The sequence below is a fragment of the Cellvibrio fibrivorans genome, assembly GCF_031457055.1.
Taxonomy (GTDB): domain Bacteria; phylum Pseudomonadota; class Gammaproteobacteria; order Pseudomonadales; family Cellvibrionaceae; genus Cellvibrio; species Cellvibrio fibrivorans.
This window is the reverse complement of the sequence record NZ_JAVDVX010000003.1, coordinates 217,918-233,640: the sequence shown is the minus strand read 5'-3', so window position 1 is coordinate 233,640 and position 15,723 is coordinate 217,918. Positions and strand designations below refer to the sequence as shown.

Here is a 15,723-nt window from a genome sequence, read left to right as displayed (position 1 = left end):
ATGGACATTAACTTCACCCCAAAAATTGGTACGCGTTTCTCATTACACGGAGCACATTTTGAAATAACTTTTGCTGAACATAGCCTGATTAGATATGCATCAACTGCGGGTGGAAAAGTACACAAAACCACATTTGAGCAATTTGACTCGTTGAAGAAATCAGGAAAAATTCAGATAACACATTCAGGTCATAATGACATAAATCACAACAACATTACGTATGTTAGGTATCGATACAGATATGTAGAAGCGGCTCTAGTTGAATTGACCCATCCCACCTCGATGAAAGGATTGCGCTCAATAATCAATAGGGTTAGCAATGAGATAAATGACATTAAACCACCAAGTCCGCGCGCAGTGGCGCGCTGGGTCAAAAAAAGCAGGCAAAGTGGAAACAATGGACTTATAAATCGAAGAAATAGCGGCAATCAAAATCTCAGGTTTATCCCGGAAATTGAAAACCTCATCAATGAAGGAATAGCAAAAGTATATCTCACACCGGAACGACGGTCCGCCGGAGATGTTACTAGCTATGTTGTAGGTAGAGCTGTTGAAATCGGCCTATGTAACAAATCGTGCGAAGACATTCAATTTCCAACCGAGCGCACAATACAGAGACGGATTAAAAAACTTGATCCATATGTTATCACCCTCGCCAAAAAAGGATCTCTTGCTGCCGACAAGCTAGCAAGAGCGTCAGGAAGAAAACTGATCAGCGAACTTGTAATGTCTCTTGTACAAATAGACACACATTACCTTGACATCCACGTAATTGATGAAAGCACGGGAGATGTAATTGGTAGACCATTCCTGACATGTCTAACCGATATTGCAACGCGAGCTGTAGTAGGTACCTATGTATGCATGTATCCTCCTAGTGCAACTACTGCATTAGGTGCTTTAAAAGATATGCTTTCTAGAGCCAACCTAGGCCTACCGGGAGGAATTCCGAGCAGAATAGTACCAGATAACGGTATTGAATTTTCCAACTCTTCGTTTGTTCGAATTTGTGAAACGCTCGCAATAACTGTAACACCAGCGCAAATTCAAGATCCTGACGGAAAAGCTCACATTGAATCGTTTTTTCGGACGTTGACGCATGGAATTGTACAAAAAATCCCTGGCACTACGTTTTCAAATCCGACTGAACGTGGTGATTACGACTCATTAAAAAAAGCGGTTTTTACGATTGATCAAGTGTGCAGTTTTATCCAAGAATGGATCAACGAGATCTATCACAAAACGATACATACCAAAACTGGACGAGCGCCAATTTGCTTTTGGGAAGAAAAGACTAAAAATATCGGGCCAATATCGCTATCAGAAGATGAGGTTAATGCTCTCGCTCGCCGTCCTGAAACCAGGTCAATTCATAAGGGGATTATTCAGTATGATTACATTGAATACTATTCGCATGCACTAGCAACCCTAGAAGCACAAGGATTTATCAAAGTAACTATTTTAATTGACGATCTCAACTTAAATTCGATTTTAGTGCAGCATCCAGAGGACAGAGCAACGCTAATTTTAGTTGAATCGAACAACCCTGAATATACCAACGGACTGACCATATACGAACATGAAGAAGCAAAAAAAATTCGTGATGAAATGACAAAGTCAGACATCACAAAATTAGGGAAGCGTTCATTTGAATTGTCCCGCTGGAAACTCCTTGAGCGCGTTCAGCAAGAAGCGATTAAAATGAAACGATTTTTAAAAAAGCTCACAAATGGCGAATCCCGTAAGGTTTACACGCAACGAAAAATAGCGGAGATAAAAAATTCAATTTTACCGCCAGTCCAAGACATAAAGGTCGATGCACAGACGACACAACCTGTAATCGAAGTAATTTCGTTAAGCGACACCAATACACCACGCGTTAAAAACGAAAATATAAACCCTTTTAAATCTATCGAACTGGAGTAACACCATGAATGCCTATAATCCAATTACATCTATTGCAAAACTCGACAAAATCGTTGTCTATCACCAAGATTTTGACAGAGCAATTGAAGGTATTGAACATTGCTTGCAAAAAAGTAGCGCTTTCCGAGAACCTGTCGGGTGCATGCTTACGGGTCAAGGTGGTTACGGAAAAACAACTATTTGCCGAGTTATCATGTCCAAAATGCCCAGTGAAACAAAAATTGTGGATAACCATGAAAAAATCGTTATACCCGCCTTCTATTGCGCTGTGCCTTCGCCAGCCACAGTTAAAAGCGTAGCTATTGCTCTGCTTATACAACTAAAAGATCCAAATCCATTTGTTGGTACAACTGCCCAGCTAACAAAACGAGTCTGTCTTTTACTAAAACAGTGTGAAACAAGACTAGTATTTCTCGATGAATTTCATCATTTATATGATGTTTTACGAAATTCAACACGGGTAAATACAGCGGTCTGCAATTGGATTAAATCAATTATTAACGAGACTCGAATAATGTTCTGTTTAGCCGGGAATACTGATTTCCCGCACTTTTTAGTGCAAGACTCACAACTAAGCAGACGCTTCCCAAAGGAATTTCGAATGAATCCTCTGCAACCTTCAATACAAGAAGATTCAGGATCAATAAAGCCATTCATCGAAGGAATAATCTCACGTTGCAAGAAAATTTTGAATATCGATTTTACATCCGACTTTTCTGAAGACCATACTTGCAACCAAATTTACGCGGCGACTTCTGGGAACCCGGCGTTTGTCATGTCGCTTTTAAAGGAAGCCATCTACATTACTTTGCAAACCGGTGGCAGTGTGGTGACGGTTAATGATTTTGCTATAGCATGGGACGACGGGATATGCTCGCTGGCTAGCCGAATTAAAACTAACCCTTTCAACATGAGTCCTGGTGTTTTAGCGTCGCATTTGCGAGGCAAGAATGGAGCACATTAACCTTCCGGTTAAGCCAATTCCATTCCCTGACGAATCAGCAGCAAGTCTGCTGATTCGTTCAGCGCAGGCAAATGGCCATGAATCGGCTCACCGTCTATTTACACTTGTCTTGGATCGTGAAGATAAATTTATCAACCATGGAGACTTACATGATCAAACTCGTTTTGATAATCTGATTAAACTCGTAGGGTTTAATTTATCGCACGAGCTGGTTTATCCAAAACTAATTTCCACTAACTTTTCAGACGTAGCTATCAATGACATCCAATATCCACAATCCTTTTTTCGAAAAGATGGAATAGCATATTGCCCAGACTGCATCAGGGAATACGGATACTTAAGAAAGATTTGGCGTTTTATCCCCTACTCAGTCTGTCACATTCATGGAAAAGAAATCATTACAATCTGCAAAAAATGCCACAGGGAAACCAACGCATTTCGCGGGTCTATTAACTATTGCAAGAAGTGCGATGCTGAACTGCCAAGCTCACCATCAGTAGATGCGTCCAAATTTCGCTTCCTCTTTGAAAACCACATTTTCAAATCACAGGATGATGCCGACCAATATAAGAATCTATGGCTATTTATTGAAAAATTTACCAGAGAACTAAATACCTCATTAACTCCCTACGAAACCAACGAAATACTATATGAGATGTATTGTGATCATAACAAAGCAGCAAACTTGCTAGCTTCATCCATATACACAAAAGTTCGCGTTAAAAACCCTCATGATTTCCTGGATTGGATTAATTTACAGTTCAGCCTACCGACGAGCTTCATCAATCCTTTATTGCATGAGCTGATAAACAGGGAAGAACTTAATGACCTGCAAACGTATATACAAGCAGACATATCCAAAAAACAGGCTGCCGAACTTCTCCGAATAAGCCCAAAAAAATTAAATACCTACATAGAGAAAGAAATTGTCGTTTGGCCAACGACTACAAGCCGGGAAGCAAAGGCACCGTTAGATATTCTAAAAAAGGCAAATGCAGATATTCACCAAAGCAAGGCGTTTTTCAAACCCAGGAAGCTGGCTTTACCAAATGAATATACCGATTTTCCGACGGCTGGAGATGAGCTTATGATCAATACAGAATATGTTCGAAGTCTCTGTAAACATAATTGGCTTAAAACGGAGGAACTGCTGGTAGAAGGGCAATTCAGAAAAGTCATCCTCAAACAGGATCTGATCGACTTCGACACGCAATATGTACTTGTTGGGACACTCGCGAAAGAGCTTGAGGTAAACTCAACGAATCTTGCTGAAAAACTTAAATCCATTGATATAGAGCCTATCGCAGGCCCCTCAATCGATGGACTTCTAACGACATTATTTCGGCGCAGTGACTTGGAAAAAATTTCCAAGGAAATGATAAACGGTATTAAGGTTTACAAGACCAATGCTGGCCGAAAGCCCAATGGCTCTCGAACGCAGGCACAGGACGTCAAAACAAGCGTATCAGTTCCAGAGGCATCTCAGCTGCTACAGCTCAGCCAACAAAAGGTAGCCACGCTGGTTAGAAAGGGAATTTTGAAAAGAGATAACTGCGAAAAGGTTAAAATTTTCATAACTCTTGAATCCGTTACATTTCTAAAACATCAAATTAATCGGACGGATCTAATTAGTATCGATGGCGCATGTAAGCTGATTGGCTGCACCAAGCAGTGGCTTTACATCAATATAATCAACAAGGAAGTTTTACCCATATACGATTACAAATATTGGACTCTGATGTCCCTCTCTGACGCACAGAGGATGATGGATATACGTGATACTCACTTTACTTCATACGAAGCTAGCAAGTTTCTTGGGCGGCACCGCACCCATATAAATAATCTGAAAAATCGAGGTCAAATAATACCCTGTCACGCACCATTCGACACAGAGAAAAAGCTCGACCTGTACCCAATAGACGATATAAATTTTCTGCGTTTAAAGGAAAAATTTGGTATGGCCGCCGAAAGATAATTGGAAGTGCGCATAAATGTTCATCTGAGGCATGGGACGCATAACTGGATACGCACTCACTGTATATAAAAACATACTGTATTCTTGACCATACCAGAAATCAAGGATAGTATATTATTTAACCGATTCCAAATTCAATTAGATCGGGAAATTACCTACCTTGCTGACCCATACTAAAAGGAAACCTCATTATGCTAAGCCCTGATGTGTTTACTGCGCTAACTGAAAGCGAGCCACTTAAAACAATAGTGCTTTCAGCTTTTTTATTTGGATTATTTGACACAGTGCTGAAAGGAAAGCTCAATCGGTTAATCGACCACTTAGTCCGGCTCCTCGTTAGAGCAATTCCTCTGATAATTGCCAAAATAAAACAGGAGATTAGAAGTCACTTCTCCGCTATTCCTGCCCCGTCGCCCTTAACACGAAAAATTTCGGCTTGGGGAATGGTCGTTGTAGAGGTTCTTTTTGCCGCGCTGATGACCGTCTATGGGATAGTTTTTATGATTCTGACGGCGATGATCATACTTAAAGATGATCCAAGCATGATCAAAGTATTGATTGGGGGATTAATGGGAGTTTTAATGCTCTTTATAGCCTACTACTACAGAGCCGGGGCACATAAAACAGCAAGAGATAATAATCTCCTCTAGATCTGTCCATTTCCTTGTGAGAGACCTAGGTAAAGCAATATGGCATTGTTTAACTGATCGCTTTCGCTATTTATCGGTCACCCCTGTAATGCTGATATCTACCCGCCATATTTTGGCTAGAAACTAAACTGCGTCCAAAAACTCCCCGCCCAAAACAACAAAACCGCCTTTCGGCGGTTTTGTTGTGACAGATCAGTGGTTAGTTGGTCTGTCGTCGTGCAGATACTTTGTCGGCTCTCTGATTATAAGCTGCTTTGTTACGGTGTAAACCCTAATTTATCTATACACAGATAAATAGTTTATTGCTATAAAAAACCCATATTCAATAGCCCTAAATCGAAGTATTTTTTATGTCACAGGTTGTGTCGTTTTTTCCGGAAAATGACATATGATGTGTCGCAATGAGATGGTAGGTTGTGTCGCGGCGGAGGGGTAACCTATTGATTTTGCTGAGCGAGCTATGACACCGGTTGTGTCGTTCGCCGAAAGAACTGCGGTGGAGCGAGGCGGTGCCTTTCCATCAAAGAGGAGTGCTCAAGATTCTTGAATTCCCCGTCGCGTTTGACAAATTAGGGTGAAGATTTTGAGGTTCGACACTCCGATGCTGGTATTCGAACTATCAGCAAAAATCCATGAAAGAGGTTGCACTCCTCTGATTGGCGTGGTGGCCAACCACGTTAAATATGGGTGATTAATTTTATCCTGAGCCGGCTTGGGACTGACTGAGGAACACAAGATGTTCACTTTTAGTACCAAGAGAGTAACAATTACAATAGACATTACCTCGATTATTAGAGCATCTGCGCTTTTAGTCTTGGTGTATCCGTTGTAAGAAAAATGTGGGGGCAATCTTGCCCCCATTTTTTTGTCCCAAATAAGCACATAGGATTGACTTGATGTAGGTTGCTGGTGAGCTTGCGAACCGCAACATTCGTAAGCGCAAATGGCACATTACTTTGTGAATGCGCAAGGCCTATTAACAGCACATGTATTTTGGGTTGCGCTTGGTAGCGGGTGTTTTAATTTAAAAAAGGAGGCGCAATGAACAACAATCTACAGGCGACAGAAAGCCGAAACAACGCGGGGGGATTAATCTCTTATGATCAATCTCAAATTGACTTATTTTTTACCATGCACCAAAAAGTAAACTCGAAAAATGAAGAGATATCCAAATCATATACAAACAATATTTTAGTATCATTCAATGATCTGAAAGAACTGCATCAAAAAACCGTTCAATCAATAGAATCAACTAAACCAATTAAAAGCACAATTGGTGTGAGAATTGCCATCTCTCACAATGAAGGCGAGTCTGAAAAATTCAATTCTTTTGAAGACTTTGAAAAACATAATATAACAAGCCCAAACCCAACATCAGACATAACATTTATATACATTTTCTCAATATATGATCAAGAGAAATCCGACTTTGAAAACTACAAAATAACCAACAGAGTGCGCTCACGAGTAGCCGAACTAGATCAACTAGAAAAAGAGGCACCACCGTTTATTTCATCAGCAATAATATCCAGCATGGTCACTCAAACAGCAAAAATATCCATTGAATATGCGGATTATGTAAAGGCACGCCACTTTACTGCAATGTTTGACGAATGGATAAAAGGATGTGATGAGTCGAAAAGCATAAAAGCAATGAACTACTTTAAAAGAATATCACACCTAATTCCCAAACTAGGAAAACTTGCTATTTATGCATTGCTAGCAATTTTTACAACTCAAGCGATTGATACAAATTTAATAAATAACGATCTCTCAGTAAAATTTATTGTCATGTATGCTTCTGTATTCGTTATAACAGGCGGCGTGTGTGAGTTATTTTTGCGAAAAATTGAAACCTCAATTGATGGCTATCTTGCAATTTCTTATCTGAATATTAATAAAGGCGACGCAAAGCTGATAAAGCGATTTTCCAATAGAAATATAGTCTCCATAGTTTGGTCAGTTATTGGGGCAACTGGGACAATTGTCATAGGCTTGGGCACAAGCGCAGCTTACGATGTAATAAAATGGTTGATTTTAAAATAGCTCGCAAGCTTATCTTGCTAATCTCAACCGGCATATTGTTTTGTAAATGCGAAAAACCAATGAACGGAACATGTATTTTGGTTTTGGTGGTTGCGGGTGCATGGTCATGTTGCGGTTCGCTCCTCAACAGCAACCTACGTTAGAGCACCACCTTGACATGGTGGGGGTCAAAACGGAGAGACCGTAGGTTGCTGGTGAGCTTGCGAACCGCAACATTCGTAATCGCGAACGGCACATTTTTTTGTGAAAATGAAAAACCAATTAAGGGCACATGCATTTTGGTTTTGGTTGTTGCGGATGCATGGTCATGTTGCGGTTCGTTCCTCACCGGCAACCTACGCTGCCATGAAATAAATTGGGTTAATTACAGGGAGGGTTTATGCAATACCGGCGGGTTTATGTTGAGGGTGGGTGTTATTTTTTCACCCTGGCGCTGGCGGATCGCAAGAGCGATTTATTGGTGCAGGAAGTTGATTGTTTGCGGGCGGCATTTAAAACGGTAAAACAAAACCATCCATTCGAGATCAACGCGATGGTGGTAATGCCGGATCACCTGCACTGCTTGTGGACATTACCGCGCAATGATTGTAATTACTCCATGCGCTGGTCATTAATCAAAGCCAACTTCTCCCGCCGCATTGCCAAAGACGAATTAATAAAAAATAGCCGCCTAAAAAGAGGCGAGCGCGGAATTTGGCAGCGCCGCTTTTGGGAACACACCATCCGCGACGAACGGGATTTTTACAACCATATTGAATACATACACCACAATCCTGTTAAACACGGTTACGTAAGCAACGCGCAAGACTGGCCATATTCAAGCATCCACAAGTTCGCGTAGGTTGGGCAGCCATGCCCAACACCACAAACAACAAAACAGGAACAATACAATTAAAAACACAGAAGCACATTGTTATTTTTTGGCTTAACCGGAAAAATGGACATATTGGGCATGACTGCCTACGCAGCCCGGCCTTACCTACACTAATAAATAGCGGCATCTGTAAATAAGGAAAGACTATGAAGCTCAAGCGTGTAACATCATTTGCAACCTTGTCGGGTACAATTTTATTGGCCTATTTGCTAACCGCCTGCACCAACACAAGTACACAATCTGATCACCAACACGATCACGACGACTCCGCCATCACGCAATACAATCCCAAAATTTTAAATTGTGTTGGTCCCAGTGGATACCACGTCTATGAAGCTGACTACACCTGCCCTAGCAATGGAAAAAAATTCAAAGCACTGGAGTTGGGTACCCACTCCACCATGGGATTGCATTTGGATTGGCAACCCATTTCTTATATGCGCTTTCCCGTCGCCATTCCGGTATGCCATAACGGGTTTATTGTTGACGAAGCAGACATTAATGGAACAGCATTAGCTGCGCGCAAAGCCTATATTGAATCCGCAGAATACCAACAACTCTATAAACAAAAACACGCATCTTTTTTCTTGTTTGCCAAACAATCAGAAGCCTTAAAAGAAAACCTGGATAATCTCTGGTGGTATTACTTGCAAGCGACCTGGGAAGCAGATGGCTGCGGCGACCACAAGAAATATGATCAGTACGCCGCATTAGTGATTGAAAAAGCCAGCGCCCAAAAAGCCAAGCTGACCGATAAGGATGAAGAGTATTGGCCTATGAGCATAATCATTGCCGACATGTATCGCCGCACCGGTCAGTTCGAAATAGCTCAACAACAATTAAACGCCATAGGCACACCAACTTTTGAAAAACAAAAAAGCAATGATTTTTACTTGCTCGCCAAAAAAGTCATGCAGCAAGCAATTGACAATAAAAACACTAAAGCTGTGCCCATCAAAGAAATGACTAAAAAAGCTGAGTAGCAGATAGATAGAAGCGGGCTGCGCAGGCTGAGGAACGAAATGCAACACTCGTCCTCATCGATGGCACACCATTTAATTCAAGCGAAAAACCAACAGAGAACCACTATGAAAATAACGAAAGGATTTATCTCTGCAGCAACCTTGGCCACATTGGTTAGCATGTCCGGTTGCGACAATTTTTGCTTTGGAGATGACTTAGTGTGTTTTATGGATGACATTGAAATCAAGGAGCGTATTTATCAGCCAGAGGCTAATACATTTACAGTAACCTTGGATGCCGAAGGTGAATTTAATTCGCACCAGTTCACTCTGGGTGAACTGCAAACAATTGACGAACTCAGCTTTGGCATACGTGATGCCAGTGTGCTCAGAAAATACGCCGCCATTAAAAAAGTGCATACACTCACTGCTGCAGCATTCAAAACCTACCAACAGGAATATGTAATACCCGGCAAAGACTGCCCGGTGTCATTTATGCACCAGAATCTGCAAAGCATGTTACTGATCCCTGCCAATGAAGCAGTCGCAAAACAGCTGGAATTTTTTGATATTCCGTTTGACGGAAAAGGCACTCCATTTAAGTTACGCGGCCATTATATGCAGCACAAACATTCCTATTTTATTGATGGCGGAAAAACGTTTACGCTAACCCTCCCTAAATATGAAAGCGCGATGAGCAATTTCGGCAGCGCACGCCACACCTTCATTTATTTCTTGGTAACGGAAGTATACCCTTAATAAAAAACGCACTCGTACCCCACTTACAACCCTTAACACTACGCCAACAACATCGGGACCAGACAAATATGAAAATTGGAATTTTCACCTTTTATATAATGTTAATTGCTACCCTAACGATACAATTTGCCAATGCAGCCGAAGATAAAAAAGAACTCAACGAACAGGAGATACATTTTTCGCAAGCCACAAAGCTGGGCAACGCTGGCCTCAAGAAAATTGTAAAAATAGCTGCATATGACAATAAAAATTCCGATGTAAAAAAAGCTATCGAAACGGCAAAACAAATACAAACAGGACCTGACTTTAGTAAATATAGCCACGTAGATTTAGCACAATTTTATAGTCACGTCGGCTGGCTATATGCTGAGGATAATAATCCATCTGAAGCAATCAACTACTACATGCTCTCGCTGGAAAATCGCTCGCCCTACGACTATGGCTCCTACAGATTTTCAATCAACCAACTATTAGCAGCTAGCGTCAAAGCAAAAAAAATGGACGAAGTTTATAATGCCCTAGCTCCGAAACATCTTCCTAGCCTATCACTGAACCAAATACTGTTGATCGCTGAGCTTTACTCACAAAATCTACGATTTGATTTAGCGGAGAAGCTATTCGCTTTGGCGGATGAAGAATCAAAAAAATACAATGACACTCAACGCTATCTTTATTTTGCAACTTATATAAAAAATGCAACGCTCCATAAACGTCAGGACGTCTTGGAAAAAATTGCCGCTCAATACTCCAGCGAAAATAAAACCATAAAATGGAGCCAACTGGTAGCCTGGAAAAAGAATGTCGCAGATGAATGGCTGCCGATAAAAAAGGTGCCACCACTCTATCCGAGAACAGCCCTTGCTCGTGGAATCAATGGATACACCGTTGCTGAATATACGGTTGACGTGAATGGAAAAACCAAAGATATAACCATCATTGAGGAATATCCAGAAGGTTACTTTGGCAAAGAGAGTATCAAGGCTGCAAAACAATTTCTCTACAAACCCTATATTGGTCCCGATGGTTTACCCGTCGAAATGCACAATTTACGAAATCGATTCACGTTTTACATAAACCCTTAACCTACAAATGAGAAAGTGATTATGCTGGTCATTTGAGGAGAAAAAATCAGCGTATACACGAGAACCTCAAGAACAGTAGTAAAGTAAGCACGCAACTGCAATGTAGATAATATTAGTTCAGCGCACCTGGTGGGGTTTTGCTGCACCGGCCGGCGCCCCTCCGCAATTTAAAATAACCAACAGCAGGGGCGGTCAGAAGGATAAGTTGTGTAGGGGCGCAACCTAGCCATGTGCATTTTTCCAAACAGCCTATACCTCATAGAAACACATAACCAAAACCTCAATTAAAGGTACAAGCATTTTCAATCTGTAGGGGTAAACACCTCTACCCCGCAAGAAGGGAGTTGTTGTTACCTAAGGGATGGGTCGGCCTGATTTATCAACCCGTTATCAAAGAGAGATTAAGAGCGAACTTTGCTTGTGAACGACGTGCTGTTTAACGTAACGCCTGTGCCACAGCAAACCACCCGGAGCCTGAAACCTTGCGCCACTCCAGCCTGATCAATCCGGCGGCTGTGCACCACAAAATCAACCCAGTTCACACTTCCGCACTCCAAGTTGGCGCCCAACTAACCATCTGTGCATTCTGACGCGGATGACTAGCATAAAAAAATACACTTATTAGTATTTGTCATTGCTGCTTCACGCTTTTTTGCCATGACGGCGAACGATTACAAATAATCTCTATAAGTCTTGTAATCGCACCGGTCAGAGGGAAGGACATTAGCGAAACCTACTGCAGCAACTATTCATTCGACTATAAAAATAATTTCTCGAGGTATTTTACATATGCGCAATAACCTATTGAGTCAACTCGGCACAACACTGCTGTTCATCGCCGTCCCTGCTTTATGCACGCAGGCCTGGGCGCAAACACCAACACAAATTAGCAATGCGACGATCAAGGCGTCGGCCAGCAGTAATGATGGGCATCTCCCGGCGTTCACTTTAGACAACAGTCTGGATCCAAACTCGCGCTGGTCTGCCCAGGGTGATGGTCAGTGGATTAACTATGATATTGGCTCGATCAAAACCTTGGCGCATATGAATATTGCATTTCACCAAGGCGATATTCGCAAAACCAATATTGAAATTAAAACGTCTACCGATCAAACAAATTGGAAAACGGCCTTTAGCGGTTACAGCTCCTCGTCCACGTTAGGCTTTCAACGCTTCGACTTAAAGGCGACTCAAGGGCGTTACGTAAGAATTATCGGGCATGGCAACACCAACAATAATTGGAATAGCATCACTGAAGTTCAGTTGTTCGCAACGGCGCCAACCGAGCCGGTCTGTAATGGCTGCACATCTCAACAAGAACTGCAAAAGTATTTTGATGTAGAAGGTCTTTCGCCCTATGTCAGCACTGGCCTTCTGCGTTTTGATGCACTTGCGTCTAAACATGTCACACCCAATGGCCACGGCTGGCGCAATGAGTTAACGATTAAAAAATCACTGCGAACCGCATTTAATAAAACCTATGAGCGCCTTTCTGCAAAGGTGAGTGTGAATTTATCCAAAGGCTCCAAAACCATCATTTCGCAATTTCATGCTGCCGATACGGGCACTTTGGTAAAGGTATATGTGTCGGATACATCTGAATCAGGCTTTTCTAACAGCGTATCGACTGATGGCATTTTTGATGTTTATGTGCGAATGAAAAACGAAAGCGGTAAAGAGCAAAAGTTTAGCCTTGGTTCAATCAAAAGCGGCGGCAGCTTTTTACTGGACATCGTGAATAATTATGGCGATGTAACCGTAAGTGCGCTCGGTACCAGTGCCTACCTGCGTGTTAAGAACGATCCGGGCGCATTCTTCAAATTTGGTAATTACCTGCAAGCTCAAGATCCAGACACTATGGATCAGGTAGAAAACAGCAGTATGTTTGGCGATTTCTATCGAAAAAATAACATCACCACCAGCATTGTAGAATTTACCAACCTAACTTACGTACGCATCCAGTAAGTAATTGATAAAGCGCTGAGGTTCAATATTTATCTCAGCGCTTTCACATTAAAATAGAGAAGCACCCCGCCCCTAAAATTATCCTCTCTACGCTCCCTAATCCGCACACCACTTTATGTGCAAACCCCCTAACCTTTGCTATTCTGGCTGCCGTTAACTTCTTGCTCATGCTTTACTAACACCATCAATTACCCCACTTGTTAAACACTCTAGGGAAGTCTATGAAACCGCTATCGTTATTCTTGCTGTTAACCCTCGTCAGTACACCTGCCCTCGCCCAAGACTGCGACCCACTAGTGACAGCCCAGCAGGCAAAAGCAAAAACCGAACAGATCGATGCGGATTATGAAAAGAAATTCGATGCCTTGGGACTTGAGCTGCAAAAGAAAGCAGGCATGTCCGATGAACAACTTATGAGAGTAAAAATGGCCGCAGTCTTAAACGACGAAGTAATGAACGAGCAACGTGACCTGCAAGCGGACATGATGACAATGATGACCGCTATTAGCAAAAAAGACTGCGCGACCATCGAAAACCTTGCCAAGCTCAATCATGAGAGAGCCATAAAACAGTGGGAAATTTCCCTTAAAAATATGGAAAATGAAATAAAGAAATATTAAAAAATCGCCTATATAAAAGAGCAATTTATGCAACACGACTTCTGGCATAAGAAATGGCAAGAAAGCGATATTGGTTTTCACAACAATGATGCACACCCGCTATTAGTTAAACACTTTCCCGCACTGGATTTGGCAACTGGTAGCCGGATATTTTTGCCTTTATGTGGAAAGACTTTGGATATTCATTGGCTGCTCGCGCAAGGCTTTCAGGTAGTGGGAGCAGAGTTAAGCCCTATCGCCATCGAACAGCTTTTTGATGAGTTGGGAGTAGCACCCGAGATTACGCAGCTAGAAAACCTGCAACATTATCGAGCGCCCAATATCGATATTTTTGTAGGTGATATTTTTACTGTCACTGCAAGCTTACTCGGCCAGGTCGACGCCATTTATGATCGCGCAGCGTTGGTTGCCCTGCCCTTTGATATGCGCACGCATTACACATCCCACTTAAAAACAATCACTCATAACGCCAAACAGCTGATGATTTGTTTTGTATACGACCAAAGCCAACTCGCAGGCCCACCTTTCTCTATCAGTGATGATGAGGTAAAAGCGCATTACAGTTTCGACTACGCACTCAAGCTATTAGAAAGCGTCGAGGTCTCAGGAAAATTAAAGGGCCAGTGCCCTGCTTTCGAAAATGTTTGGTTACTGGATAACAGACTTTAAGCCAATTCAAGCTTTTTCTGTACTAGGACGACTCATGCTCAAGAAAACCTTAACCAGTTTGGTATTCATCGCCTGCGCTACAAGCAACGCGCAATCGCCGCATGAAAATATCATTGTCAATGGCAGCTTTGCGCAAGGTACTCAGGGCTGGCGACTGGAGCCGGAGATAGAGGTATCAGTTCCGCCCTCACCAGACCCGGACGTTTTTGCCAATGCCCCAGCCTCCTTGTTAATGCGCGCACAAGAGGCGCCGAAGGATGGCTATATTCATTCGCGCAACGCGCGCCAATGCATTCCTATTGGCGATGCACGAAAGCTGCAATTCAGCGGCAATTTTCTTTACCCGGATGAGTTGCCCGCAAGCAACTATGGCCACAGAGCCAATCTAATTTGGCATTACCAATCTGACTGCTCTGGCAGCGCGCAATTCGGTACCTATCTTGAACCTGAAATTAAAAATGGCTGGCAAGCGCTGCTGATTGACGACTTGAGCCCCGCATTGAATGCACAGGCAGTTGAAGTGGAAATTACGCAAGACCAACAACTATCGCGTAAAGATTTTGGCGTTTTGGAATCGGCTTATTATTGGTTGCTTGAAAAATTAGGGGTCTTTGGCGACGATACACTTGCCAGAGGCTATTGGGACAATCTCAATTTACAAATCACCCAATTGGAAGAACCGGAACACCCCAGTAACCAATTTGATGGAGCACCGAGTGTGCCAACTAATACGAATTTATTGCGCAATGGCAGCTTTGATACCGGGCTTGAACACTGGAAACATTATCACAGCGAATGGAGCACCGATGAAGGTTACAACTCTGAGGGAGCCATTCGCATCACGTTAACGTCCGATGACGGCTCCATGGGCACGGGTGTATTTGAACAGTGCGTTAACATCGGCTACAAACGTCAATTTAAAATGGGCGTGAGTTTTAAAGCGGATGAACATTCAAATCAAACCGGCGGTGGACGAATGAGAGTGAGCTGGTATGAAGAGGAAAACTGCCAGGGTCGCCATAGCACCGATGGGCGTCACGTTGATCCACAGAAAATCGCTGGTTGGCAGCCACTGTCTGTCCCGCTGTTAGAAGCAGCACCTAATTCGCGTAGCGTCTCAGTCGATGCAATCCAAACGATTGATGGCAAGGGTGAGTTCAGTGCCTATTGGGATGATATGTATTTTATGGCGATTGAATAAACGCACTTTACAAAAAATATTTTTTATTTT

13 protein-coding genes are annotated in these 15,723 nt (G+C 42.4%); all 13 read left to right on the top strand.

Annotated elements, in window-relative coordinates; all coding sequences use genetic code 11:
* The 13 genes from J2X05_RS09640 to J2X05_RS09580 all read left to right on the top strand — a co-directional run bounded on the left by J2X05_RS09640 (nt 1) and on the right by J2X05_RS09580 (nt 15,693).
* A complete protein-coding gene (locus tag J2X05_RS09640) occupies nt 1-1,926 on the top strand; it encodes a TnsB C-terminal domain-containing protein (RefSeq protein ID WP_310071843.1) in 1,926 nt (641 codons plus the stop codon).
* A 4-nt stretch (nt 1,927-1,930) separates the two neighbouring features.
* Nucleotides 1,931-2,890, top strand: a complete 960-nt coding sequence (locus J2X05_RS09635; RefSeq protein ID WP_310071842.1) for a TniB family NTP-binding protein — start codon at nt 1,931-1,933, stop codon at nt 2,888-2,890.
* Nucleotides 2,877-4,865 (top strand): TniQ family protein, encoded by a 1,989-nt coding sequence (locus J2X05_RS09630; RefSeq protein WP_310071840.1) that lies wholly within the window; start codon nt 2,877-2,879, stop codon nt 4,863-4,865. The genes J2X05_RS09635 and J2X05_RS09630 overlap by 14 nt, the downstream gene beginning before the upstream one ends.
* A 191-nt stretch (nt 4,866-5,056) precedes the next feature.
* Nucleotides 5,057-5,515 (top strand): hypothetical protein, encoded by a 459-nt coding sequence (locus tag J2X05_RS09625; RefSeq protein ID WP_310071837.1) that lies wholly within the window; start codon nt 5,057-5,059, stop codon nt 5,513-5,515.
* A gap of 1,041 nt (nt 5,516-6,556) precedes the next feature.
* Nucleotides 6,557-7,561 (top strand): hypothetical protein, encoded by a 1,005-nt coding sequence (locus J2X05_RS09620; protein ID WP_310071835.1) that lies wholly within the window; start codon nt 6,557-6,559, stop codon nt 7,559-7,561.
* A 379-nt stretch (nt 7,562-7,940) separates the two neighbouring features.
* Nucleotides 7,941-8,402 carry an REP-associated tyrosine transposase gene (locus J2X05_RS09615; RefSeq protein ID WP_310071833.1) on the top strand — a complete coding sequence of 154 codons (462 nt, stop codon included), beginning with the start codon at nt 7,941-7,943 and terminating at the stop codon, nt 8,400-8,402.
* 179 nt (nt 8,403-8,581) lie between these two features.
* Nucleotides 8,582-9,418, top strand: a complete 837-nt coding sequence (locus J2X05_RS09610) for a hypothetical protein (RefSeq protein WP_310071828.1) — start codon at nt 8,582-8,584, stop codon at nt 9,416-9,418.
* A 105-nt stretch (nt 9,419-9,523) separates the two neighbouring features.
* A complete protein-coding gene (locus J2X05_RS09605; protein ID WP_310071826.1) occupies nt 9,524-10,156 on the top strand; it encodes a hypothetical protein in 633 nt (210 codons plus the stop codon).
* 68 nt (nt 10,157-10,224) lie between these two features.
* Nucleotides 10,225-11,238, top strand: coding sequence for an energy transducer TonB (locus J2X05_RS09600; RefSeq protein ID WP_310071824.1), 1,014 nt, complete (start codon nt 10,225-10,227; stop codon nt 11,236-11,238).
* Between the two features lie 789 nt (nt 11,239-12,027).
* The gene (locus tag J2X05_RS09595; RefSeq protein WP_310071822.1) at nt 12,028-13,203 is read left to right on the top strand and encodes a polysaccharide lyase family 7 protein; all 1,176 of its coding nucleotides are present in this window, start codon (nt 12,028-12,030) and stop codon (nt 13,201-13,203) included.
* A 221-nt stretch (nt 13,204-13,424) separates the two neighbouring features.
* The gene (locus J2X05_RS09590; RefSeq protein WP_310071819.1) at nt 13,425-13,823 is read left to right on the top strand and encodes a hypothetical protein; all 399 of its coding nucleotides are present in this window, start codon (nt 13,425-13,427) and stop codon (nt 13,821-13,823) included.
* A 27-nt stretch (nt 13,824-13,850) separates the two neighbouring features.
* Entirely contained in the window at nt 13,851-14,492 is a 642-nt protein-coding gene (gene tmpT / locus J2X05_RS09585; RefSeq protein ID WP_310071817.1) for a thiopurine S-methyltransferase, read from the top strand.
* Nucleotides 14,493-14,526: 34 nt separating this feature from the next.
* Nucleotides 14,527-15,693, top strand: a complete 1,167-nt coding sequence (locus J2X05_RS09580; RefSeq protein ID WP_310071816.1) for a hypothetical protein — start codon at nt 14,527-14,529, stop codon at nt 15,691-15,693.
* Nucleotides 15,694-15,723: the final 30 nt, after the last annotated feature.